Genomic DNA, 23,975 nt, shown 5'->3' on the forward strand with positions numbered 1-23,975 from the left:
GCCGTTACGCGACCGGCCCGGCCCCGCACCCGGGGGCCGGGCCGGTCGCATGCGCGGTGGTCAGCCGACCAGTTCCGCCGGGTGGCGGTGCAGCGGCGACCAGCAGCGGATGATGTCGCGTACCGAGACGACCCCGACCGGACCGTCGTCGTCCAGCACGATCAGATGGCGGAAGCCGCCGTGGGTCATGGCCGCCGCGGCCTCTTCGAGGGTCCAGGCGGGGGCGGCGAAGACCACGTCGGTGGTGGTGTGCGCGGAGGCGGTTTCGGTGTCCGGGTCCTGGCCCGAGCCGACCGCGTTGAGGATGTCGCGCTCGGTGAGGATGCCGAACCCGCTGGTATCGGGGTCGTGGACGACGGCCGCCCCGATCCGCCGGGCCGACATCAGCCGGGCGGCTTGGCGCAGGGTATGGGCCGGGCCGATGGTGAGGACCACCGTGCTCATGGCGTCGCGGACGAGCATGAAGAGAGCCACCTCCTCGGTGAAGCGACCGCATGAGTCGATTCACAAGTTCACAAGTGGGGGAGCTCTCAGAGTTGCACCGATGAGTCAGGGCAACAAGGGGGAGCGAAGATCACCGGAGGGGCGTGCAGGGGTGCGGCACACCCCTCCGGTGACGAGTACGCCGCCCGGCGGGCGGAACGGCGGTCAGTAACGCTGGTTCAGATAACCCAGCAGCTCATGGTGGAGGACGCCGTTCGACGCCGCGGCGTTCCCTCCGCCCGGACCGCCGACACCGTCCAGACTGGTGAAACTGCCGCCCGCCTCCTGGACGATGATCGCGTTCGCCGCCATGTCCCACAGCGAGAGCTCCGGCTCCGCACAGATGTCCACGGACCCCTCGGCGACCATCATGTACGGCCAGAAGTCCCCGTAGCCCCGGGTCCGCCAGCAGGCCCGGGTCAGGTCCATGAACCCGTCGAGCCGGCCCAGCTCCTCCCAGCCGGTCAGCGAGGAGTACGCGAACGAGGCGTCCGAGATCCGCTCCACCTTGGAGACACGCAGCCGGGTCGCGGACGTCAGGCTGCGGCCGGTGTACGCCCCCGCGCCCTTCGCCGCCCACCAGCGCCGGTTCAGCGCCGGCGCCGACACCACACCCATGACCGGCTGGAACCCGTCCTCACCCGCCTCCATCAGCGAGATCAGCGTCGCCCAGACCGGCACGCCCCGCACATAGTTCTTGGTGCCGTCGATCGGGTCGATCACCCAGCGCCGCGGCCCCGTGCCCTCGATCCCGAACTCCTCGCCCAGGATCGCGTCGCGCGGGCGCGCCCGGTGCAGATGCCCCCGGATCAGCTCCTCGGCGGCCTTGTCGGCCTCGCTCACCGGCGTCATGTCCGGCTTGGTCTCGACCTTCAGGTCCAGAGCCTTGAACCGGTCCATGGTCACCGCGTCGGCGGCGTCGGCCAGCACATGGGCGAGGCGCAGATCATCGTGGTAATCGGGCATGCCGTCACAGTATCGACCCGCCGGTGACCCCGGCCACAGGGCCCCGGAGCCCGGTCAGTGGGCGGAACCCGAGAGCTGGAGGCCGATCACGCCGAGGATCACCAGCGAGATCGACACCAGCTTGAGCACCGAGACCACGTCGTTGAGGAAGATCATGCCGTAGATCGCGGTGCCCGCGGCGCCGATGCCGGTCCACACCGCGTACGCGGGCCCGACGTCGAGCTTCTTCAGCGCCATGGTCAGCAGGCCGAAGCTGCCGAGCGCGAAGACGCAGAACGCGATGGTCGGCCACAGCCGGGAGAAGCCGTGCGAGAGCTTCAGACAGACCGCGAAGCCGGTTTCCAGAAGTCCCGCGACCACGACCAGCAGCCACGCCATCGTCAGTGCCCTCCCGCATCGGTGACCGCCCGGCAACGCCCGCTACCACCGAGCATGATTCGTGATTATGCACTTACCGGCGGCGAGTGATCGCAAACGTAACCGGCCCGGTCATCTGTTCGTCGCATCCGGCCCCACCGGGACCGTTCGCCCGTGCGCCGTACCCGCACCGGACGGTGTTCAGTCGCCCTCGCGCCGGTTACGTGTGGACAGCAGTCGCCGCAACGAGCCCAGCCGCGCCGGGTCCGCGTGCCCCGCCGCCACCCAGGCATCCAGGGCGCATTCCGGTTCGTGGCTGTCGTGGGTGCAGCCGCGCGGGCACTCCTCGGTGCCGGGCTGGAGGTCGGGGAAGGCGTTGATCACCCGGGACGGGTCGACGTGGTGCAGCCCGAACGAACGGACGCCCGGGGTGTCGATGACCCAGCCCCGGTAGTCCGGCAGCGGCAGGGCCAGCGCCGACGTCGTGGTGTGCCGGCCCCGGCCTGTGACCGCGTTGACGACCCCGGTGGTGCGCCGCTTCTCCTTCGGCACGAGCGCGTTGACCAGGGTGGTCTTGCCGACACCGGAGTGCCCGACGAAGGCCGTCACCCGGTCGTTGAGCTGTTCGCGTACCCGGTCGGCCGCGTCCCCGTTCTCCAGCTCCTCGCGGCTGGTGACGACGAACGGCACGCCCAGCGGGGTGTACGCGCTCAGCAGCTTGTCGGGCGACGCCAGGTCGGACTTGGTCAGCACCAGGAGCGGGGAGAGCCCGCCGTCGTACGCGGCGACCAGGCAGCGGTCGATCATGCGCGGGCGGGGTTCCGGATCGGCCAGGGCGGTGACGATCGCCAGCTGGTCCGCGTTGGCCACCACTACCCGCTCGAACGGGTCGTCGTCGTCCGCCGTCCGGCGCAGCACCGAGCGGCGCTCACCGATGCGCACGATCCGGGCGAGGGTGTCCTTGCCCCCGGACAGATCGCCGACCAGGGAGACCGTGTCGCCGACCACCGCGGCCTTGCGGCCCAGCTCACGGGCCTTCATCGCGATGATGGTGCGGCCGTCCACGAGGCAGGTGAGGCGGCCCCGGTCCACGGTGAGGACCATGCCCTCCTCGGCGTCCTCGTGCTTGGGCCGGATGTGGGTGCGCGGGCGGTTGCCCTTGCGGTTGGGGCGGACGCGGATGTCGTCCTCGTCGGGGTTCTTGCCGTAGCGGCGCATGTCTCAGGCCCCGAGCATTCCGGTCCACATCTGCGGGAAGTCGGGCAGGGTCTTGGCGGTCGTCGCCACGTTCTCGATCTCCACTCCGGGGACGGCAAGGCCGATGATCGACCCCGCGGTGGCCATCCGGTGGTCGTCGTACGTATGGAAGGTACCGCCGTGCAGCGGCCGCGGCCGGATACGGAGGCCGTCCGCGGTCTCGGTGACGTCGCCGCCCAGCTCGTTGATCTCCTTGGTGAGCGCGGCCAGCCGGTCCGTCTCGTGGAGGCGCAGGTGGGCGACGCCGCTGAGCGTCGAGGGGGAGTCGGCCAGGGCGGCGACGGCCGCGATGCCCGGGGTCAGCTCGCCGACCTCGCCGAGGTCCACGTCGATACCGTGGATACGGCCCGAGCCGGTGAAGGTGAGCCCGTGCTCGGTCAGCTCGCAGCTGCCGCCCATCGCGGTGAAGATCTCGCGCAGCGCGTCACCGGGCTGCGTGGTGCGCAGCGGCCAGTCCGGGATGGTGACCCGCCCGCCGGTGACCAGCGCCGCGGCCAGGAACGGCTGGGCGTTGGAGAGGTCCGGCTCGACGGTCAGGTCGCGGCCGAGCAGGGCGGAGGGGGAGACCCGCCAGACGTTCGGCTCGCCGCCCGTCTCCGGCTCGTCGACCTGCGCGCCGACGGCCCTGAGCATGTCGACGGTCATCCGGATGTGCGGCATCGAGGGCAGCCGGTCGCCGGTGTGGCGGACCTCCACGCCCTGGTTGAAACGCGGCGCCGACAGCAGCAGCGCCGAGACGAACTGGGAGGACGAGGACGCGTCGATCGCCACCCGGCCGCCGTCCAGCGCCCCGCTGCCGTGCACGGTCATCGGCAGCGAGCCCCGGGAGTCGTCGTCGATCCGGGCGCCGAGCACCCGCAGGGCGTCGATCACCCCGGTCAGCGGGCGCTCGTAGGAGCGGGGGTCGCCGTCGAAGCGCACCGGGCCGTCGGCGAGCGTGGCGACCGGGGGCAGGAAGCGCATGACCGTACCGGCGTTGCCGACGTCCACCGTGACCGGGCCGTGCAGAGGGGCCGGGATGACCCGCCAGGCCTCACCCGCCGCCTCCGGGACCCCGGAGCCGTCGGTCGCAGCGGAGCTGGACGACACCGTCTCCTCGATGCGTACGCCCATCGCGCGCAGGGCGTCCGCCATCAGCAGGGTGTCGCGGGAGCGCAGCGGGCGGCGCAGCCAGCCCGGCTCCGAGGAGAGCGCGGCGAGGACCAGCGCACGGTTGGTGACCGACTTGGAACCGGGCACGGTGACGGTCGTGTCGACGGCTCCGCTCGCATGCGGGGCGGGCCAGAGGGCGGGGTGCACGGCACTATCGGTCATGCGGTTCACTTTAACGACCTCACCCGCGACAGCGAGCGGGCTCCCGACGGCTGAGGTCGTAAGGGTTTGAGCCTCTGTGGGCCGGGTCACAGCCCCAGCAGCCAGCGGCCTCCGCCGATCAGCGAGCACAGCGAGACCGCGTGGAAGAGGAACAGCCACAGCGCCGCCGGGACGTCGGTCAGACGGGAGAGCTGGTCCGCGTCCGAGTCCGGCGCCCCGCCGTGCCGCCGCTTCGACTGGAGCTCGAACACCGGACGCACCCCGCCCAGCAGCAGGAACCAGACCACGCTGTAGGCGAACACGGACTGCCAGTCCGGTGAGGCCAGCCAGGAGACGAGCAGGAAGAGCGAACCGGTGAGGATCACCGTCAGCGCCCCGTACACATTGCGGATCATCACCAGCATCACCGCGAGCAGGGCCGTGGCCACCCACAGCAGCAGCGTGATCCGGCCGTCCACCAGCAGCCAGGCGCCGCCGAGCCCGAGCAGGGAGGGCGCGGTGTAGCCCGCCGCCGCGGTCAGGACCATGCCGATACCGGTCGGCTTGCCCCGGCTCACCGTCAGCCCGCTGGTGTCCGAGTGCAGCCGGATGCCCGAGAGCTGCCGGCCGGAGAGCAGGGCGATCAGCCCATGGCCGCCCTCGTGGGCGATGGTGATCGCGTTGCGGGACAGCCGCCACAGGGCGTTCGGGACGACGGCGATGAGTGCCGCGGTCGCGGTGACCACCACCAGCCACTGCTCGGGAGCGGGCTGGGTGCCGACGACGCGGTCCCACAGATTGCCGAGGTCGGTGCTGTCCATGGGGTGGGCGGCTCCTTGCGGGAGTGGGGTCCGGACGGGACGGCGGTCGTGGCAGTCTGGCACTTATGTGCGGACGGTATGCAGCGAGTCGGCGGCCCGAGGACCTGACCGGACTCTTCCAGGTGGAGAAGTGGGAACCGGCCGAGGCGCTGGAGCCCGATTACAACGTGGCGCCGACCAAGGAGGTCTACGCCGTACTGGAACGTCCTGTGAAAGACGCGGACGACCAGCGTCCGGTTCGCCAGATGCGCGCACTGAAATGGGGGCTCGTCCCGTCCTGGGCCAAGAGCCCCGAGGGCGCCGCCCGGATGATCAACGCCCGCGCCGAGACCGTCCACGAGAAGCCGTCCTTCCGCCGCCCCTTCGTCTCCCGGCGCTGCATCCTGCCCGCCGACGGCTATTACGAGTGGGTGACCGGCGCCGAGGAGCGGCAGCTGGAGGAGAAGGGCCGCCGCAAGCGCCCCCGTAAGCAGCCCTACTTCGTGACCCCCGCCGACGGCTCCGTCTTCGCCATGGCCGGTCTGTACGAGTTCTGGCGCGACCGGACCCTGCCCGACGACCACCCCCGGGCCTGGTGGGTCACCTGCTCCGTGATCACCACCGAGGCGGAGACCGACCCCCTCGCCGTGGCCCCCACCGAGGGACCTGCCGCGCTCGCCGACATCCACCCCCGGATGCCGCTGATGCTCACCCCGGACCGCTGGGACGACTGGCTGGACCCCTCGCGCACCGACATCGAGGAGCTGCGCGGCCTGCTCGCACCGCCGCCCCCCGGCCTGATGCGCGCCTACCCGGTGGCGACCGCCGTCAGCAACGTCCGCAACAACGGGCCCGAGCTGAAGGACGAGCTGGCCGAGCCCGAGGTCGGCACGCTGTTCTGAGCCACGCGCCGGAGCCCCGCCGCGCGCACCGGTGTTGGTTGGATGGAGGCGTGAACACCGACGCCACGAAACCCCGCACCGAAACGGTCGAGACCGACGCCGGGAGAGCCCGGATCACCTGGCTGCCGGCCCCCGCGCCCCGTCTCCTGCTCGCGCTCGGCCACGGCGCGGGCGGCGGCATCGAGGCCCGCGACCTGAAGGCCCTGGGCGCCGCCCTGCCCGCGCACGGGGTGGGCGTCGCCCTGGTGGAGCAGCCCTGGCGGGTCGCCGGGAAGAAGCTCGCGCCCGCCCCGAAGACCCTGGACACCGGCTGGCGCGGTCTGTGGCCCGCCCTGGCCGCCCCCGGCCTCCCGGTCGTGGCCGGCGGACGCAGCGCCGGGGCCCGGGTGGCCTGCCGCACCGCGGCGGAACTCGGCGCCCGCGCGGTCCTCGCGCTCAGCTTCCCGCTGCACCCGCCGGGCCGGCCCGAGAAGACCCGCGCCGACGAGCTGCTGGGCTGCGGGCTGCCCGCGCTCGTCGTCCAGGGCGGCAACGACCCGTTCGGCAAGCCCGCCGAATTCCCCCCGGGCGACTACCGGATCACCGAGGTGCCGTACGGGGACCACGGCTTCGCCGTCCCCAAGAGGTCCGGCCTCACCGAGGACCGGGCGATGGAGATCCTCACCACGTCCGTCACGGGATGGCTGGCCGGGATCGTCTGAACCGGCACGGGGTACCGGGCCGGGGAATGCCGGACGTGGGGCCGCTGTTGTTCCGGACATCGGTACACCAACGTCGTATGTGGAGAGGGAGTCCGTCGCATGGGTTCGACCATCTGCCCGCGTCGCTCGAACACCGCTGAGCTGGAGTGGACGGTCCTGCACGCGGCCAAGACCACCCCTGAGCGGTCCGTCGGCGCGACGGAACGACAGCCCGCGCCGGACCAAGGTCGACTATTCTCCGATGCGAGCGGGTCCGGTTTCGGCTCCGCCCCAGCGTTGGAGGAGGTGGGTCCGGTCACAGGGACCGACACAGGGACCGACGACGGCCGCCCGCAGGAGACGACGGCCGAGCGCAACGCGCGCTTCGAGCGCGACGCCCTCGGTTTCCTCGACCAGATGTACTCGGCCGCGCTGCGCATGACGCGCAATCCCGCGGACGCCGAGGACCTGGTCCAGGAGACGTATGCCAAGGCGTACGGCTCCTTCCACCAGTTCCGTGAGGGCACCAACCTCAAGGCCTGGATGTACCGCATCCTGACGAACACCTTCATCAACTCGTACCGCAAGAAGCAGCGCGAACCCCAGCGCAGCGCGGCCGAGGAGATCGAGGACTGGCAGCTCGCCCGCGCCGAGTCGCACATGTCGACCGGACTGCGCTCCGCCGAGTCGCAGGCCCTCGACCACCTGCCCGACTCGGACGTGAAGTCCGCGCTGCAGGCGATCCCCGAGGAGTTCCGCATCGCCGTGTATCTCGCCGATGTTGAGGGCTTTGCCTACAAGGAGATCGCGGACATCATGGGGACTCCCATCGGTACGGTGATGTCCCGACTGCACCGGGGCCGCCGTCAACTGCGCGGCATGCTGGAGGACTACGCCCGTGACCGCGGGCTCGTCCCCGCCGGCGCCGGTGAGTCGAACGATCGGAAAGGCTCGGGCTCATGAGCTGCGGAGAGCCGCACGAGACGGAGTGCGCAGAGGTCCTCGATCACCTCTATGAGTTTCTCGACCGGGAGATGCCCGACAGCGACTGCACCAAGTTCGAGGCGCATTTCGTCGAGTGTTCCCCCTGCCTGGAGAAGTACGGCCTGGAGCAGGCCGTCAAGAAGCTGGTGAAGCGCTGCTGCGGCCAGGACGACGTGCCGGCCGACCTGCGCTCGAAGGTGATGGGCCGCATCGACCTCATCCGCTCGGGACAGGCGGTGCCGGAACAGGACATCACGGTCTCCGGCACCGAGGTCCCGACCGCCGCCAAGGAATGACGCTTCACCCGAACGTGCTAATCGCCCCCATCGGCAGCCGCCCGTAACGCCACGCTCGCTAGCGTGGCCCCTCCACGGGCGATGCTGGGGGGCGAGCGCAGGGTGAGAGCCACACGCAGGGCGGCGCGGGTCCATATCGGCGCAGTCGCCCTCGGCGCGGCCCTGTGCGTCCGGCCCGCGCTGACCCCCGGAGCCGGTACCCCGTGGGCCACCCTCGGACTGCTCACCGGGCTCTACCTCGCCTGCGAACTCCCCGGCCGCTGCCTGTTCTTCGGCGGCTCCGTGCCGCTCGCCGCGGGATCGTTCTTCCCACTGCTGCTCGCCGCCGCCCTCCTGCTCCCGCCCTCCGCCGCGGCGTTGGTCGCCGTCCCCGGGTCCCTGGTGGGCCGGGTGGACGAGCCTCCGGCCGCCGCCCGCCGGATCTGGCGTGCCGCGCAGCTGGCCGTCACCGTCTGGGCGGCCGCCACCGTCCACGCCCTCCTCGGCGGCCCCGCTGCGCTCGGCGCTCCCGGCCCCGGACGGCTGCCCGACCTCCCCTACGCCCTCCTGCCGGTCTGCGCGGCCGTCCTCGCCTTCAGCGCGGTGCTCGCCGCCCTCGACGGCTCGATCCTGGCCGCCGCCGAACAGCTCCCGCCGCGCCGCGCCTGGCGGGGCCTGCTGCCGCGCTCGCTCGCCCCCCACCTGGTGCACGGCCTCGCCGGCCTCATGATGGCGGTCCTGTGGAACAGCACGTACGGGCCGCTGGCCGCGCTCTTCGTGCTCCTGCCCATGTACATCTCCTGCTGGGTCTACGCCCAGTACCACCGCGAGCACGCCGCGCACCGGGCCACGATCAGGGCCCTCGTGCAGGCCGTCGACCTCAAGGACACCTACACCCGCGGCCACAGCGAACGGGTCGGCCGCGCCTCCGTTCTCATCGCCCGGGAGCTGGGCATGGCGCGGGAACGCGTCGAGGTGCTCCGGTTCGCCGGCATCCTGCACGACGTGGGCAAGCTCGGCGTGCCCACCCGGGTCCTGCGCAAGGACGGCCCGCTGACCCCCGAGGAGCGGCGCGCGATCGAGCTGCACCCGGAGTACGGGCACGAGATCGTGCGCGGCATCGGCTTCCTCGGCGAGGCACGGGCCGCGATCCTGCACCACCACGAACGGCTCGACGGCGGCGGCTACCCGTACGGGCTCGCCGGCCGCGCCATCCCCGAGTGCGCCCGCGTCGTCGCCGTCGCCGACGCCTTCGACGCGATGACATCGACCCGCTCCTACCGGCCCGGCCGCCCGGTCCCGGCCGCCGTGGAGGAGCTGGAACGCTGCGCCGGAACGCAGTTCGACCCCCGGATGGTGCGGGCCCTGGCACGCGGCCTGGAACGGTACGGATGGTCCGGGGCCGTGACGTCGGACGAGGCGCGGGTACCGCTGCCGCGGGGCGGGGAAGCCCCCCGGGAAGTGAGCGTGCCGGACGGCCCCGAGGGGAAGGGCACCCGGTGATCCGCCGCTGGGCCCGTGCCGCCCCCGCGACGCTGGGCGTGCGCGGCGCCGCCCTGGTGATCGCCGCCGCCGGGCTCGGCCACACCCTGTGGCGCGGCGTCCACGAACCGGGGCACGCCCTCGCCTTCGGCGCCCTCATCACCATCGGCGAGCTGGCCCGCTGGGGCGCCCTGCCCGGGGAACGCGAACCGGCACCGCTCGGCGCCGCCGGGGCACTCGCGTACGCCCTGCTCGGACGCAGCGGCGGGGAGCCCACCAGCCACGGGGTGCTCCAGGTGGCCGCGGTGGTGGCCGCCGCCCAGCTCGTCGCCTCGGTGCCGCGGGTGGCGCGCGACGCGGGGCCGGGCGCCGATCAGGCGGCCCGGCGCCTGGTTACCGTGACCTTCGCCGCGGTCTGCTTCCAGCCCCTGTACAACTCGGGACGCTGCGAGGACTGGTTCGGCGACGGCCCCTGCTACGCGGCCTTCCTGCTCCTGCTGCTCGGGCTCACCGCCCTGTGCGACGCCGTCCTCACCGCCCTGCTGCTGCGCGCCCGCACCCGGCCGCCCGGCTCGCGCGCCGCCCCCGCCCCCTACGGCCCGCTCCTGCGCGACGAGCTGCGGGCCCTGACCGGCATCGGATCCGCGGTCTGCGCGACCGGCGCGGTCATGGCGCTCGGGGTGGCCGCGGCCGGGCTGTGGGCGCTGCCCGTGCTGTGCGTACCGCTGCTGCTCACCCAGCTCTCGTTCCGCCGGTTCACCGCCGTGCGCACCACCTACCGGCAGACCATCGCCTCGCTCGCCCGGTCCACCGAGATCGCCGGTTACACCCCGCACGGCCATGCCCGCAGGGTCGCCGAGCTGTGCACGGCCGTCGGGCGCGAGATGGGGCTCTCCGGGCCCGAGCTCACCGTCCTGGAGTACGCGGCGCTGATGCACGACATCGGCCAGCTCTCCCTGGTCGACCCGGTGCCGGCCGGGGCGACGGCGGTGCTGCCGGTCGCCGAGCAGCGCCGGATCGCGCTGCTCGGCGGGGCAGTGGTCCGTCAGACCGGGGTGGACGCGAAGGTCGCCGTCGTGGTCGAACAGCAGGCCGACCCCTACCGCGAGCAGCCGCTGTCCGCCAGGATCGTCCGGGCGGTGAACGCATACGACGACCTGTGCGGGGAAAGTCTCTCCGGGCCACTGGGCGCGCTGGAGCATCTCAGGCTCGGGACCGGCCGGGATTTCCAGCCGCAGGTGGTGGAATCACTGGCCCGGGTTCTGGCCAGGGGCGCTCCAGCCCTTGTCCCGCCCGGGTAACCGATGGGTAATGAGCGGGCGTCCGGCCGGGCATGGTTGGATGCGAAGAGAGCGGTAGAACGAGGGTGTCCAGTCGGGACAGGCGGGAATCGTGAGGATCTTCGGGAAGGTACGGCATCGGCCGTCCGCCTCTTGGCGGCAGGCCACGGACCGCGCGTTCACGCTGATCGGCGACGGCCGGTACGAGGACGCGGGCGCGCTGCTGACACGTGCGGCGGACCTGGAACCCTGGCTCTCGGAGTCGTGGTTCAACCTGGCGCTGCTGCACAAGTTCCGGCACGACTGGGAGCAGGCGAGGGCCGCGGGGCTGCGGGCCGTCGCCCTGCTCGACAAGGAGTCCGGCGCCCCGGACTGGTGGAACGTCGGGATCGCCGCGACCGCGCTCCAGGACTGGCCGCTCGCGCGCCGGGCCTGGCAGGCCTACGGGCTCAAGGTCCCCGGCGGCGGGCAGCAGACCCCGGCCGCCGGCAGCGAGCCGGTCGGCATGGAGCTGGGCAGCGCGGCCGTGCGGCTGTCGCCCGAGGGTGAGGCCGAGGTCGTCTGGGGCCGCAGGCTCGACCCGGCGCGGATAGAGGTGCTGTCGATCCCGCTGCCGTCCTCCGGGCGGCGCTGGGGCGAGGTCGTGCTCCACGACGGCGTACCGAACGGCGAGCGGATCACCGCGGCGGGCCCGTCCTACCCGGTGTTCGACGAGATCGAGCTGTGGGCCCCGTCGCCCGTGCCCACCTGGGTGGTGCTCCTGGAGGCGGCCACCGAGGCGGACCGGGACGCGCTGGAGCGGCTGGCGTCCGACGCGGGCTTCGCCGCCGAGGACTGGTCCTCTTCCGTACGGCTGCTGTGCCGTTCCTGTTCGGAGAGCCGGATGGAGAGCGACGAGGGCGACGGCGAGCACCTCGACCCGCACGATCACAGCGAACCGGGCCACCCGGGACCGCTCGGCCACCGCACGGCCGGTGAGCTGTGGGTGCCGGAGCGCGAGTGCGGTCTCGCGGCGCCGGCCGGCCTGGTGCGCGGGCTGCTGGACGGCTGGGTGGCGGACAGCCCGGACAGCCGCGAGTGGCGGGATCTCGAAGAAGTCTGCTGACCGGCACCCACCGGGTCCGATCCGGTCCTGATCGGCTGGACAGGGCCTAGGCTGTACGCGCATCGAATTCGGGTTTTGAGGAAGGCGTACGGCGGACATGGCGCAGCAGGAGACGGACGAGCAGATCAGCGTCGACGAGGAGGGCTTCCTCATCGACACCGAGGACTGTGAGGCGCGTGAGACGGCACACCGCGAGCGCGGCACCTCCCGCCCGATCACGGTCGTGGGCAATCCGGTCCTGCACAAGGAGTGCAAGGACGTCACCGCGTTCGACGGCGAGCTGGCCCAGCTGATCGACGACATGTTCGCCAGCCAGCGGACGGCGGAGGGCGTGGGCCTGGCCGCCAACCAGATCGGTGTGGACCTCAAGGTCTTCGTCTACGACTGCCCGGACGACGACGGGGCGCGGCACGTCGGGGCCATCTGCAACCCGGTGCTGGAGGAGCTGCCGCCCGAGGGCCGGGTGCTGGACGACTCCAACGAGGGCTGCCTGTCGGTTCCGACGGCGTACGCCTCGCTGGCCCGCCCGGACTACGCGGTGGTGCGCGGGCAGGACGCCGAGGGCAACCCGGTCAGGGTGCGCGGCACCGGTTACTTCGCGCGCTGCCTCCAGCACGAGACGGACCACCTGTACGGCTACCTGTACATCGACCGGCTCTCCAAGCGGGACCGCAAGGACGCGCTGCGGCAGATGGCGGAGAACACCCCGCGCTACGAGGTCGTCCCGAACGACTGACCCGGCTCCACGCGCGGCCGCGCGGGCCCGTCCCGGTACGCCGGGGCGGGCCCGCGCGTCGTTACCGGACGGTCAACTGTGGTTTCTACACGCGTAGTTGACGCGCGTGGACTCGTCCGCCAGGCTCATGGCCCACAACCTTCACAGTGGTAGGGAGATCCCGTGATCGGACGTTCCGCACGACTGCTGCTCAGCCTTGTCATGGCCATGGCGTTCGGGTTGGGTGGTGCCGTGGTCACCGCCGGGACCGCGCACGCCGACGGCTGCTACACCTGGACCCGCACCCTGAAGTCCGGCGCCACCGGCAACGACGTCACCCAGCTCCAGATCCGGGTCGCCGGATACCCCGGGTACAACTCCGTCCTCGCCATCGACGGCTCGTACGGGCCCGCCACCACCGCGGCTGTGAAGCGCTTCCAGGCCGCCTACGGACTGGCCGCCGACGGTGTCGCCGGCCCCGCCACCCAGGCCAAGCTGTACGCCCTCCAGGACAACGACTGCACCCCGGCGCACTTCACCTACACCGAGATGAACCACTGCAACAGCACGTGGGCCAGCGGTGCCGTCTCGGCGGCCACGGCGAAGCACAACGCGCTGACCACCATGTGGAAACTGGAGGCGCTGCGCCACGCACTCGGTGACCGTCCGATCCGCGTCAACAGCGGATTCCGCTCGAAGAGCTGCAACAGCGCGGTCGGCGGTGCGTCGAACAGCCGCCACATGTACGGAGACGCGGCCGACCTCGGCGGGATCGCCTTCTGCACCCTCGCCAAGGAGGCCCGCTACCACGGGTTCAACGGGATCCTCGGCCCGGGCTACCCGGGCCACAGTGACCATGTCCACGTGAACCAGGGCCCCAGCCACTTCTGGTCGGCGTCCAGCTGCGGTATCTGACACAGGTGGGGCCCGCCGGAATCCGGCGGGCCCCAAAGCCGTGCCCGCGCGGTCAGGCGGTCCTAGGGCCTGTCTTCAAACTGCCGTCTGCCGGGCGACGCCATGCACGCACTCTCGCCGCACCGGTCCCAGACCCCGGTACGTCCAGTACAGGGGCCTGGGGCCGGCACGCCGAGGGGTGGGGTCTCCCCTGTTCGAGCGAAGCCGAGAACTTGGGGAAGCACCTGACGCCGCCCGGCCGCCCTTCGGGCGACGACGGCAGTTTGAAGACAGGCCCTAGCCCGCAGGCGCGTCCCGTCCGTCGTCTGCACCGCGGCGCCGTCCGACGGCCGCTCCGTCAGCCGCAGCTGCGAGATGGCGTTGCGCAGGACCAGCGCACCGGCCCCGGTGTCCAGCTGCCAGCGCTGCGTACGGACGTCGGCCGAGCAGGTTTCGAGCGACAGCTCGGCCCCCACCTCCAGCGGGGCCCCCAGATACGTCCTGCCGCGCACCGCGTCCAGGCACAGGCCGTCCGCCGAGCGGACCGTGTAGTAGCCGTCGGCGGTCGCGGTGAGCGTCCAGACCGCCTTCGAGCCCCGGACCAGCGAGACCCCGGAGCCCGCGGCCGGCGCCAGCGCCTTCGCGCCGGACGCCAGCCGGTAGCCGCCGTCGGCGAGCGGGGCGCGGTCGGTGTTCTCCCAGCCGGGGGCGTGGCCGACGCGGCGGGCCAGCGCCTCGAAACCGGCGTACGTTTCGCTGGGCTTCGGGCCGCCCCAGGTGGCCTGGGCGATGAAACGCAGCGGCATGAAGACCTTCGCCTCGACCTCGTTCTCGGTCTCGGCCGCCGCGGTGTCCGGCCACAGGCTGATCTTCGCGCCGGTCAGGTTCGCCGCCGTGGCGGGCAGCGTCTGGCCCTCGAAGCGCAGGGGCGTCCAGTCGCTCTCGTACAGCTGCCGGGTCTGCGTGGTGTAGCCGCCGCGCACCAGGTACAGCGCGTACGCGGAGTTCATCACCGGGCGGCCCTCGGCGAGCAGGGCGGACGGCTGCTGGATGTCGCCGCCGCCGAGCCAGTGCTCGACGGTGATGTCACGGTCCAGCGGGACGAGCGCGTTGCGGCCCATCAGCCCGTCGTTCCAGATCCGCAGCGAGCGGCCCCGGGCCTTCACATGGGCGTTGACCTGGTTGATGAAGTCCACGAACAGATCGTCGGGGGTGGCCGTCGCACCGAACTTCTCCGCCGCTGCCGCCTGGAGCTGCGGGTAGTCTGGGTATGAGGAGCCGATCATGTACTCGTCGGCGCCCATGTGCCAGGCGCGGGTGTCCCACACCTCCAGGGCCTCGTCCACCATCGAGGTGTAGTACGCCAGCGCCTCGGGCCGTGAGATGTCCAGCCGGGGCGGGGAGGCGACGCCGTCGACGTCCTTGAGCTGGAGTTCGGGGTGGTTCTCCAGATAGGTGTCCATGTGGCCGGGGGAGTTGATCTCCGGGACCAGCTCGATGTGGTACTTCTTCGCCATCGCGGTCAGCGAGCGGATCTGCGGCTTGGTGTAGTACCCCCAGAACGCCGACTTCGGGTCGGTGTCGCTCCGGACCTTCGCCTCGATCCACAGCTGGTTGAGCTTCTGGGACGCCATGTCCTTCATCAGCCGCTCGAACCAGGGGAGCGAGACGTTGATGTAGCAGGCGCACACCCCGACCCCGCGCTCGCGGTACGCGGGCACGTCGGTCGCCGAACCGCGCGCGGCCCGGCCGTCGTCGTTCAGCAGCTGCAACACCGTGCGCGACCCGTAGAACACGCCCGTGGAGGTGGCCGCGGTGACCGTGAGCCGGTCGCCCACGTCGAGCCGGTAGCCCTCCGCCCCCAGCGAGCCCTTCAGCGACGGGTCCTGGCGCAGCACGATGTCGCCGGAGCGCGCCTTGCCCCGGGACACCGGCGCCTTCCCCGCCAGCTCACCCGCGAACCGGGCCGCGTCGGCCGCCGTACGTCCCTCGCGCACCCCGTCCAGCACGATCCGGGCCCGGTGGGTGAGGACGAACTCCTCCTTGCCCGGCTGCCACTGCCGCAGCGAGGGCAGCACCTCGGGCGGTGCCGCCGCGGCCGTCCCCTCCTGGGCCGAGGCGCTCTGCCAGGGCAGCAGGGTGGCGGCGAGCGCGGCCACCACGGCTCCGATGGTCCTTCGTCTTGCCTTGCGCATGTCCATGGGGCCGACCCTGGCGCGGCCGCGCGGGCCCGGTCCATGGACATGCGCCGCGATCGGTTGGACGAATCGCACGGGGCGGGTCAGGCGACCTCGGTGACCGCGGACGGCCCCCGGAACGTGCGGCGGTACGCGTGGGGCGTGGTGCCGAGGGAGCGCACGAACTGGTGGCGCAGGGCCGCGGCGTTCCCGAAGCCGGCCTGCCCGGCGATCGTGTCCATCGTCTCGTCGGACGTCTCCAGCAGGTGCTGGGCCAGCAGGACCCGCTGGCGCAGCAGCCAGCGGTACGGCGTGGTGCCGGTCTCCTGCTGGAAGCGGCGGGCGAAGGTGCGCGGCGACATGTGCGCCTGCGCGGCGAGCTGTTCGACGGTCATCTCCCGGTCGAGGTGGCGCTCCATCCAGGCGAGCGTGTCGCCCACGGTGTCGCAGCGGGTGCGGGGCAGCGGGCGCTCGATGTACTGCGCCTGCCCGCCGTCCCGGTGCGGCGGCACCACCATCCGGCGGGCGATGGTGTTGGCCGCGGCCGGACCGTACGCCTGGCGGACCAGGTGCAGGCAGGCGTCGATCCCCGCCGCCGTCCCCGCCGACGTGATGACCGGGCCCGCGTCCACGTACAGCACGTCCGGCTCCACACAGGCGCGCGGGAAGCGGCGGGCCAGTTCGTCGGTGTGGCGCCAGTGCGTGGTGCAGCGGCGGCCGTCGAGCAGACCGGCCGCGCCGAGCACGTACGCCCCCGAGCACACGCTCAGCACCCTGGCCCCCCGGGCCACGGCCCGGCGCAGCGCGTCCAGGACCTCCTCGGGGTACTCCCGGTCCATGAAGTGGCTGCCGGCCGGGACCGCGATGAGGTCGGCCTCCTCCAGGCGGTCGAGGCCGTGCGGGGTGCTGATGGTGAAACCGGCGTGGGTCTCCAGTACCGGGCCCTCCGCGGAGACCACGGCGAAATCGAGCACGGGCAGCCCCTCGTCACTGCGGTCGAGCCCGAACACCTCGCTCAGGACACCCAGTTCGAAGGGATGGACCTCGTCGAGCAGCAGAACGGCGACATTCTTCAGCATGACCCCAGTGTGGCAGTAATTCGAGGTTCTACGACAGTCCTGCCACTGACGCGATCGTCCGTGACCGACGACAGTAGAGGCATGAACACATTCCTGAACTACCTGGGCATAGCCGTTCTTTTCGCACTCGTCCTGCTGCCGGCGCTGCTCGGCGTCGTCCGCGAGCGCCGCATCGACCGCGAGCTGCGCGAAGCGGAACGGGACCGGAGCACGCGCCCACCGCGAACGGCGGACGCCGCACGGCCGGTGAGGGCCGCACGGCGTCCGTACGTCAGGAGCTGGGCGAGGATCTAGTGCGCCTCCCGGCAAGCTTCGCCCCGTCGCGGCACTAGAAGTCGTCGTCGAAGCCGACTGTGCCCTCGACGGCCACCTGGTAGGCGGAGGGGCGCCGCTCGAAGAAGTTCGTCAGCTCCTGCACCCCCTGGAGCTCCATGAACGAGAACGGGTTCTGCGAGCCGTACATCGCGGGGAAGCCCAGCCGGGTGAGCCGCTGGTCGGCGACGCACTCCAGGTACTCGCGCATCGACTCGGTGTTCATGCCGGGCAGGCCCTCGCCGCACAGGTCGCGGCCGAACTGCAACTCCGCCTCGACGGCCTCCTTCAGCATGTCGGTGACCTGCTGCTCCAGGGCGTCGTCGAAGAGTTCGGGCTCCTCCTTGCGGACCGTGTCCACGACCTCGAACGCGAAGTTCATGTGCATGGTCTCGTCGCGGAAGACCCAGTTGGTCCCCGTGGCGAGGCCGTGCAGCAGACCGCGCGAGCGGAACCAGTAGACGTACGCGAAGGCGCCGTAGAAGAACAGCCCCTCAATGCACGCCGCGAAGCAGATCAGGTTCAGCAGGAAGCGGCGGCGGTCGGCCTTCGTCTCCAGCCGGTCGATCGACTCGACCGAGTCCATCCACTTGAAGCAGAACTGCGCCTTCTCGCGGATCGAGGGAATGTTCTCGACCGCCGCGAACGCCGCCGCCCGGTCGTCCGGGTCGGGCAGGTACGTGTCCAGCAGCGTCAGATAGAACTGGACGTGCACGGCCTCCTCGAACAGCTGGCGCGACAGGTAGAGCCGCGCCTCCGGGGAGTTGATGTGCTTGTACAGCGTCAGCACGAGGTTGTTGGCGACGATCGAGTCACCGGTCGCGAAGAACGCCACCAGCCGGCCGATCAGGTGCTGCTCGGCGGGCGACATCTTGGCCAGGTCCGCCACGTCGGAGTGGAGGTCGACCTCCTCCACGTGCCAGGTGTTCTTGATCGCGTCCCGGTAGCGCTCGTAGAAGTCCGGGTAGCGCATGGGCCGCAGGGTCAGTTCGAAGCCCGGGTCGAGCAGGTGCTTCGTGTCGTTCGAACTCATTACTGGCAGGCCTCGCAGGACTCGGGGTTTTCCAGGGAGCAGGCGATGGCGTCCGCGTCGGGCGCCTGTGCCTGCTGTACGGGAATGGGGGCGGCGTCCGCGGCCCGGCCGGACGCGGCGCGGGCGATGCGCGTCGCAGGGCGCGAACGCAGGTAGTACGTCGTCTTCAGCCCCTGCTTCCAGGCGTACGCGTACATCGAGGAGAGCTTGCCGATCGTCGGCGTCTCCAGGAACAGGTTCAGCGACTGGCTCTGGTCGAGGAACGGCGTACGGGCCGCCGCCATGTCGATCAGTCCGCGCTGCGGGATCTCCCACGCGGTGCGGTACAGCGCCCGCACGTCCGCGGGGATCCACGCGAAGCCCTGCACCGAGCCGCTCGCCTCGCGCAGCGCCTCCCGGGTCCGCGCGTCCCACACGCCGAGCCGCTTCAGCTCGTCCACCAGATAGCCGTTGACCTGGAGGAACTCACCGCTCAGCGTCTCGCGCTTGAAGAGGTTGGAGACCTGGGGCTCGATGCACTCGTAGACCCCCGCGATCGAGGCGATCGTCGCGGTCGGGGCGATCGCCAGGAGCAGCGAGTTGCGCATCCCGGTCTTCGCGATCCGGGCGCGCAGGGCGTCCCAGCGCTCCGGCCAGTTCGGCTCGGTGTCGTAGTGGTCCGGGTGCAGCACCCCGCGCGCGGCCCGGGTCTCGGACCAGGCGGGGAGGGGGCCCGACCTCTCGGCGAGGTCGCAGGACGCCTCGTAGGCGGCGAGCATGACGCGCTCGGCGATCTTCGTGGAGAGCGCGCGGGCCTCGGGGGAGTCGAACGGCAGCCGCAGCTGGAAGAAGACGTCCTGGAGGCCCATGGCGCCCAGGCCCACCGGCCGCCAGCGGGCGTTGGAACGGCCGGCCTGCTCGGTCGGGTAGAAGTTGATGTCCACGACCCGGTCGAGGAAGGTCACGGCGGTGCGCACGGTGGCGTCCAGACGCTCCCAGTCGATCGTGCCCTCGGTGACGAACGCGCCGAGATTGACCGAGCCGAGGTTGCAGACGGCCGTCTCGCCGTCGTCGGTGACCTCCAGGATCTCGGTGCACAGGTTCGAGGAGTGCACGACGCGGCCCGGCTCGGCGGTCTGGTTCGCGGTCCGGTTGGAGGCGTCCTTGAACGTCATCCAGCCCTGGCCGGTCTGCGCGAGGGTCCGCATCATCCGGCCGTACAGCTCACGGGCCGGCATGGTCTTGCGGGCCAGGCCCTTCGCCTCGGCCGCCCGGTAGGCGGCGTCGAAGTCGTCGCCCCACAGGTCGGTCAGCTCGGGCACGTCCGCCGGGGAGAACAGCGACCAGGTGGAGTCCGCGTCGACCCGGCGCATGAACTCGTCCGGGATCCAGTGCGCCAGGTTCAGGTTGTGCGTACGCCGCTGGTCCTCGCCCGTGTTGTCGCGCAGTTCGAGGAACTCCTCGATGTCCGCGTGCCAGGTCTCCAGGTAGACGGCGGCCGCGCCCTTGCGCCGGCCGCCCTGGTTGACGGCGGCGACGGAGGCGTCGAGCGTCTTCAGGAACGGCACGATGCCGTTGGAGTGCCCGTTGGTGCCGCGGATCAGCGAACCGCGGGCGCGGATGCGGGAGTAGGAGAGGCCGATGCCCCCCGCGTGCTTCGACAGGCGCGCCACCTGGTGGTAGCGGTCGTAGATCGAGTCCAGCTCGTCCAGCGGCGAGTCCAGCAGATAGCAGGAGGACATCTGCGGGTGGCGGGTGCCGGAGTTGAAGAGCGTGGGGGAGGAGGGCAGGTAGTCCAGCCGGCTCATCAGCCCGTACAGCGAGGCGACCTCGTCGAGCGCGCGCTCGGAGTTGTCCTCGGCGAGCCCGGCGGCGACCCGGAGCATGAAGTGCTGCGGCGTCTCGATGACCTGGCGGGTGTGCGGGTGGCGCAGCAGGTAGCGGCTGTGCAGGGTGCGCAGCCCGAAGTAGCCGAAGCGGTCGTCGGCGCCGTCGGTGAGGGACCGCTCCACCAGCGCGTCCAGGGCCGCGGCGTGCAGCGTCACGAACTCGGCGGTGCGGTCCGCGATCAGGCCCTCGCGGTGCCCCACGGCGACCGAGGCGGAGAACGACGTCGAGCCCTGCCCGGCGGCCTCGTCCGCGATGGAGCGGGTGAGGAGGCGGGCGGCGAGCCGGGAGTAGGCGGGGTCCTCGGAGATGAGGCCCGCGGCGGCCTCGGTGGCCAGCGAGCGCAGCTCCGCCTCGTCCGACCGGGCGTTGCGGCCGCGCAGGGCCGCGGCGGCGACGCGCCCCGGGTCGGTGTCGGGCAGATCGGCGGTGAGGTCGGTCAGGGTCCGCAGCAGTGCGGTGCCTGGCCCGTCGCTCATGGTCCCCGTTGATTCGGCCGCTGAGACCGGATCGGCTGGCGCGATGGTCACGTGGTGCTCTCCCTCGCTCGGCTCTGGGCCGGCGGAGGGCGGGGCAGCCGGGCGGGCGCGGGCCCGGTCGGGGCAGCACTCCGTGCGGCGTCCACCGGCCCATCCACGAGGCCCGGACGTCTGGGCACCCGGTTCGGTCGAGCCGGATGCGCTGTCGGCAGGTCCTCGGACTTACGGGTGCGCAAAAGCACACCGAACACACCGTTGCGGGACAGTTCCGGATTCGCACCGGATTTCCCTGCGGCGACAGCGAGCACGAGCATACATGTGGGGGCCGCCGGATGAGGCGGCCCCCACATGTTGTGTCGCGTGACGTAAAACTGTGCGGTCAGTGACCGCCCGGCGCCCCGGCCGTGGCCGGCGGGAGCTCCGCCTTCACGCCCGGGTCGCCCGCGTCCGCGGTGTAGTCGCCCGGAGCGGTCTCGTCCTCCCCGGCGGGCGCCTTCACGGCGTTCAGGACGAAGGTCAGCACCACGGTGACGACGACGTTGAGCACGAAGGCCGTGAGGCCGATGTAGCCGATCTCACCGAGACCCGGGATCTCCTTGGAGGACCCGCCGAAGTGCTTCTGGGTGGGGCTCGCGACCCCGTAGGCGGCGGCCGTTCCGTAGATCATGCCGACCGCCCAGCCGGCGAGCAGCGCCCAGCGGTGGAACCAGCGGGTGAACAGACCGCCGACCAGGGCCGGCATCGTCTGGAGGATCCAGATCCCGCCGAGCAGCTGGAAGTTGATCGCGACGGTCTTGTCCATGGTCAGGACGAAGGCGAGCGCGCCGACCTTGACCAGCAGCGAGACCATCTTGGAGACCTTGGTCTCCTGCTCGGGGGTCGCGTCGGGCTTCAGGAAGTCCTTGTAGATGTTGCGGGTGAAGAGATTCGCCGCGGCGATCGACATGATCGCGGCCGGCACCAGCGCGCCGATGCCGATGGCGGCGAACGCCACGCCCGCGAACCAGTCGGGGAACATGTTCTCGAACAGCTGCGGGATGGCCAGCTGGCCGTTGTCCACCTTGACGCCGGCGGCGATCGCCATGAAGCCGAGCAGCGCGAGCAGGCCCAGCATCAGCGAGTACAGCGGCAGGATCGTGGTGTTGCGGCGGATCACCTCACGGCTGCGGCTGGAGAGGGTCGCCGTGATGGAGTGCGGGTACATGAAGAGCGCCAGCGCGGAGCCGAGCGCCAGGGTGGCGTAACCCCAGTGGCCCGCCGCGCCCGGGGCGAGCGCGCCGGTCGGCTTCCCGCCGGGCGGCCCGGCGAACTTGTCCTGGGCGGCGGCGAAGATGTCGTCGAAGCCGCCGAGCTTGATCGGGATGTAGATGATCGCCACGGCGATGACCAGGTAGATCAGCCCGTCCTTGACGAACGCGATCAGCGCCGGCGCGCGCAGCCCGGAGGAGTACGTGTACGCGGCGAGGACCGCGAACGCGATCAGCAGCGGCAGGTCCTTGACGAACCAGTTGGTGTTCTCGCCGCCGCCGACGCCCATCACGTCCAGCACCGCCTGGATGCCGACGAGCTGGAGCGCGATGTAGGGCATCGTGGCGAGGATGCCGGTGACGGCGACCGCCAGCGAGAGCCCCTTCGAGCCGAAGCGGCCGCGGACGAAGTCCGAGGTGGTGACGTAGCCGTGCTTGTGCGAGACCGACCACAGGCGCGGCAGGAAAGTGAAGATCAGCGGGTACACCAGGATGGTGTAGGGGACCGCGAAGAAGCCGGCCGCGCCCGCCGCGTAGATCGCCGCCGGGACGGCGACGAAGGTGTACGCGGTGTAGAGGTCGCCGCCGAGCAGGAACCAGGTGACCCAGGTGCCGAACGACCGTCCGCCCAGGCCCCATTCGTCGAGACTTGCCTCGTTCTCGGCCTTGCGCCAGCGGGCGGCCATGAAGCCGATGACCGTGACGGCCAGGAAGAAGAAGATGAAGACGCCGAGCGCGACGCCGTTCACGCCGTCCTTCATGCCGACGCACCCCCCTTGCGGGCGCGCTGGTCACGCTGCCACAGCTTGTACGCGATCATGGTGAGGGCGGTCGAGATCAGCACCCACAGCATCTGGTACCAGTAGAAGAACGGAATGCCGATGAAGGTCGGGTCGATCTTCGCGTACGAACTCACCCAGAGCATCGCCACGAACGGCGCGATGAGACAGAGCGCGATGACCACCCTCATCGGTGTGACCGTGGGTGGCTTTTCTTCTGGTTCTTCCGGCATGGCGGCGACTCCGTCCCCTCGCTGATCACCTGGTGCAACGCGCACGAAATCTAAGGGAGGGTTCTGGCCAGCGTCACCCCCTGTCCGCATTGCGGTCCGGCAAAATCGGCGTCGGGCCGGCCGGATGATCACGATTGCGCCGAACGTCCCCGCGCCGGTGCGCGGCTGAGGGGCGTGGAACGCCCAACAGCCCCTCGGCGGCGGGTCCGAGGGGCTGTTGGGCGCGCACATTCGTGCGGAGGGTCAGTCCAGTGGCCGCTTGAGGCGGGCCACGAACTTGTAGCGGTCGCCGCGGTAGACCGAGCGCACCCACTCGACCGGTTCGCCCTGTTCGTCCAGCGAGTGCCGGGACAGCATGAGCATCGGCAGGCCCACGTCCGTGCCGAGCAGTCCGGCCTCGCGCGGGGTGGCGAGCGAGGTCTCGATGGTCTCCTCGGCCTCGGCCAGCCGGACGTCGTACACCTCGGACAGCGCCGTGTAGAGCGAGGTGTACTTCACCAGCGAACGGCGCAGCGCCGGGAAGCGCTTGGCCGACAGGTGCGTGGTCTCGATGGCCATCGGCTCGCCGCTCGCCAGGCGCAGGCGCTCGATCCGCAGGACCCGGCCGCCCGCGCTGATGTCGAGCAGCCCGGCGAGCGTGTCGTCGGCGGTGACATAGCCGATGTCCAGGAGCTGCGAGGTCGGTTCGAGTCCCTGGGCCCTCATGTCCTCGGTGTACGAGGTGAGTTGCAGGGCCTGGGAGACCTTCGGCTTGGCGACGAAGGTGCCCTTGCCCTGGATGCGTTCCAGCCGGCCCTCGACGACCAGTTCCTGGAGCGCCTGGCGCACGGTGGTGCGCGAGGTGTCGAATTCGGCGGCCAGGGTCCGCTCCGGGGGCACGGGGGTGCCCGGCGGCATGGTGTCCGTCATGTCGAGGAGATGTCGCTTGAGCCGGTAGTACTTAGGGACGCGCGCGGTACGCGCACCCGCGCCCGCGCCCGTCTCGTTCTCCGGACTTCCCCCGTCGGCGCCCATGGCCCGCCTTCCCGACTGCTGCGTTGCTGCCGTCACCGGCTCCTCCGTCTGTCGCGGCTCACATGGTGGCACGGTCCGGTCACGGCTCGTCGCCCTCCCTCAGGTGTCGGTCCTATAACGGACGCGAGTGCACTTCTTATACACCCTTGACACCCCTAAAGGTCTAGGCCAAGCTCCCGGTACTGGTCTAAACCATTAAAGACCAGGTCCCAGCCCCAGCAGTACTCGTCGACGTTTTCGCGCGGTGGGGGGAGGGGGTTGCAGCATCCCTGAGGAGGGTGGC

Annotated in this window: 23 protein-coding genes and 1 riboswitch; of the genes, 10 read left to right on the forward strand and 13 right to left on the reverse strand. The window is 71.3% G+C overall.

All coding sequences use genetic code 11. The features are described 5' to 3' along the window. Positions 1-60: 60 nt before the first annotated feature. The 6 genes from P8A18_RS23300 to P8A18_RS23325 form a co-directional block, all read right to left on the reverse strand. On the reverse strand, positions 61-462 hold the full coding sequence (locus P8A18_RS23300) for a CBS domain-containing protein (protein WP_306057286.1): 402 nt from the start codon (positions 460-462) through the stop codon (positions 61-63). Between the two features lie 186 nt (positions 463-648). Continuing rightward, the gene (hisN, locus tag P8A18_RS23305; RefSeq protein WP_306057288.1) at positions 649-1,449 is read right to left on the reverse strand and encodes a histidinol-phosphatase; all 801 of its coding nucleotides are present in this window, start codon (positions 1,447-1,449) and stop codon (positions 649-651) included. Positions 1,450-1,503: 54 nt separating this feature from the next. Beyond that, positions 1,504-1,827, reverse strand: coding sequence for a DMT family transporter (locus tag P8A18_RS23310; RefSeq protein WP_306057290.1), 324 nt, complete (start codon positions 1,825-1,827; stop codon positions 1,504-1,506). 180 nt (positions 1,828-2,007) lie between these two features. Further along, positions 2,008-3,024 carry a ribosome small subunit-dependent GTPase A gene (gene rsgA / locus P8A18_RS23315; RefSeq protein ID WP_306057292.1) on the reverse strand — a complete coding sequence of 339 codons (1,017 nt, stop codon included), beginning with the start codon at positions 3,022-3,024 and terminating at the stop codon, positions 2,008-2,010. Positions 3,025-3,027: 3 nt separating this feature from the next. Further along, a complete protein-coding gene (gene aroA, locus P8A18_RS23320; protein WP_306057294.1) occupies positions 3,028-4,377 on the reverse strand; it encodes a 3-phosphoshikimate 1-carboxyvinyltransferase in 1,350 nt (449 codons plus the stop codon). A gap of 86 nt (positions 4,378-4,463) precedes the next feature. After that, positions 4,464-5,177, reverse strand: coding sequence for a M50 family metallopeptidase (locus tag P8A18_RS23325; RefSeq protein WP_018549902.1), 714 nt, complete (start codon positions 5,175-5,177; stop codon positions 4,464-4,466). 65 nt (positions 5,178-5,242) lie between these two features. Between P8A18_RS23325 and P8A18_RS23330 the strand changes: the two genes are divergently transcribed. The 9 genes from P8A18_RS23330 (at position 5,243) to P8A18_RS23370 (ending at position 13,494) form a co-directional block, all read left to right on the forward strand. Next, positions 5,243-6,058 (forward strand): SOS response-associated peptidase, encoded by an 816-nt coding sequence (locus P8A18_RS23330; protein ID WP_306057296.1) that lies wholly within the window; start codon positions 5,243-5,245, stop codon positions 6,056-6,058. Positions 6,059-6,108: 50 nt separating this feature from the next. Further along, positions 6,109-6,759: an alpha/beta hydrolase family protein gene (locus P8A18_RS23335; protein WP_306057298.1), complete on the forward strand. Its 651-nt coding sequence runs from the start codon at positions 6,109-6,111 to the stop codon at positions 6,757-6,759. Positions 6,760-7,044: 285 nt separating this feature from the next. After that, entirely contained in the window at positions 7,045-7,701 is a 657-nt protein-coding gene (locus P8A18_RS23340) for a sigma-70 family RNA polymerase sigma factor (RefSeq protein ID WP_018549905.1), read from the forward strand. Then, positions 7,698-8,018: a mycothiol system anti-sigma-R factor gene (gene rsrA, locus P8A18_RS23345; RefSeq protein WP_018549906.1), complete on the forward strand. Its 321-nt coding sequence runs from the start codon at positions 7,698-7,700 to the stop codon at positions 8,016-8,018. Before P8A18_RS23340 ends, rsrA begins: the two co-directional genes overlap by 4 nt. A gap of 102 nt (positions 8,019-8,120) precedes the next feature. Beyond that, positions 8,121-9,500 (forward strand): HD-GYP domain-containing protein, encoded by a 1,380-nt coding sequence (locus P8A18_RS23350; RefSeq protein ID WP_371933710.1) that lies wholly within the window; start codon positions 8,121-8,123, stop codon positions 9,498-9,500. Continuing rightward, positions 9,497-10,780, forward strand: coding sequence for an HD-GYP domain-containing protein (locus P8A18_RS23355; protein ID WP_306057300.1), 1,284 nt, complete (start codon positions 9,497-9,499; stop codon positions 10,778-10,780). The genes P8A18_RS23350 and P8A18_RS23355 overlap by 4 nt, the downstream gene beginning before the upstream one ends. 91 nt (positions 10,781-10,871) lie before the next feature. Beyond that, positions 10,872-11,864 (forward strand): tetratricopeptide repeat protein, encoded by a 993-nt coding sequence (locus P8A18_RS23360; RefSeq protein ID WP_306057302.1) that lies wholly within the window; start codon positions 10,872-10,874, stop codon positions 11,862-11,864. A gap of 97 nt (positions 11,865-11,961) precedes the next feature. Continuing rightward, positions 11,962-12,600 carry a peptide deformylase gene (gene def / locus P8A18_RS23365; RefSeq protein ID WP_306057304.1) on the forward strand — a complete coding sequence of 213 codons (639 nt, stop codon included), beginning with the start codon at positions 11,962-11,964 and terminating at the stop codon, positions 12,598-12,600. A gap of 162 nt (positions 12,601-12,762) precedes the next feature. Further along, complete coding sequence (locus P8A18_RS23370; RefSeq protein ID WP_306057306.1) at positions 12,763-13,494, forward strand: D-Ala-D-Ala carboxypeptidase family metallohydrolase; 732 nt, start codon at positions 12,763-12,765, stop codon at positions 13,492-13,494. 62 nt (positions 13,495-13,556) lie between these two features. On the opposite strand, the gene P8A18_RS23375 is transcribed toward P8A18_RS23370, so the two are convergent. Together P8A18_RS23375 and P8A18_RS23380 are read right to left on the reverse strand one after the other, a co-directional pair. Then, positions 13,557-15,674: a glycoside hydrolase family 20 protein gene (locus P8A18_RS23375; protein WP_306057308.1), complete on the reverse strand. Its 2,118-nt coding sequence runs from the start codon at positions 15,672-15,674 to the stop codon at positions 13,557-13,559. Positions 15,675-15,754: 80 nt separating this feature from the next. Beyond that, positions 15,755-16,729 carry a GlxA family transcriptional regulator gene (locus P8A18_RS23380; protein ID WP_306057310.1) on the reverse strand — a complete coding sequence of 325 codons (975 nt, stop codon included), beginning with the start codon at positions 16,727-16,729 and terminating at the stop codon, positions 15,755-15,757. An 81-nt stretch (positions 16,730-16,810) separates the two neighbouring features. Between P8A18_RS23380 and P8A18_RS23385 the strand changes: the two genes are divergently transcribed. After that, positions 16,811-17,023 (forward strand): hypothetical protein, encoded by a 213-nt coding sequence (locus tag P8A18_RS23385; RefSeq protein WP_306057312.1) that lies wholly within the window; start codon positions 16,811-16,813, stop codon positions 17,021-17,023. A 34-nt stretch (positions 17,024-17,057) separates the two neighbouring features. Here the strand turns inward: P8A18_RS23385 and P8A18_RS23390 are convergent, their stop codons facing one another. The 5 genes from P8A18_RS23390 to P8A18_RS23410 all read right to left on the reverse strand — a co-directional run bounded on the left by P8A18_RS23390 (position 17,058) and on the right by P8A18_RS23410 (position 23,692). Further along, positions 17,058-18,074, reverse strand: coding sequence for a ribonucleotide-diphosphate reductase subunit beta (locus P8A18_RS23390; RefSeq protein ID WP_306057314.1), 1,017 nt, complete (start codon positions 18,072-18,074; stop codon positions 17,058-17,060). Beyond that, a complete protein-coding gene (locus tag P8A18_RS23395) occupies positions 18,074-20,470 on the reverse strand; it encodes a ribonucleoside-diphosphate reductase subunit alpha (RefSeq protein ID WP_306057315.1) in 2,397 nt (798 codons plus the stop codon). Before P8A18_RS23395 ends, P8A18_RS23390 begins: the two co-directional genes overlap by 1 nt. A gap of 151 nt (positions 20,471-20,621) precedes the next feature. Beyond that, positions 20,622-20,720, reverse strand: a riboswitch (adenosylcobalamin-variant (AdoCbl-variant) riboswitch). Positions 20,721-20,798: 78 nt separating this feature from the next. Next, a complete protein-coding gene (gene mctP / locus P8A18_RS23400; protein WP_306057317.1) occupies positions 20,799-22,427 on the reverse strand; it encodes a monocarboxylate uptake permease MctP in 1,629 nt (542 codons plus the stop codon). After that, positions 22,424-22,636 carry a DUF3311 domain-containing protein gene (locus P8A18_RS23405; protein ID WP_018549918.1) on the reverse strand — a complete coding sequence of 71 codons (213 nt, stop codon included), beginning with the start codon at positions 22,634-22,636 and terminating at the stop codon, positions 22,424-22,426. Before P8A18_RS23405 ends, mctP begins: the two co-directional genes overlap by 4 nt. A gap of 285 nt (positions 22,637-22,921) precedes the next feature. Next, entirely contained in the window at positions 22,922-23,692 is a 771-nt protein-coding gene (locus tag P8A18_RS23410) for a GntR family transcriptional regulator (protein WP_018549919.1), read from the reverse strand. Between the last annotated feature and the right edge of the window lie 283 nt (positions 23,693-23,975).

The sequence above is a fragment of the Streptomyces sp. Mut1 genome (assembly GCF_030719295.1).
GTDB lineage: Bacteria > Actinomycetota > Actinomycetes > Streptomycetales > Streptomycetaceae > Streptomyces > Streptomyces castrisilvae.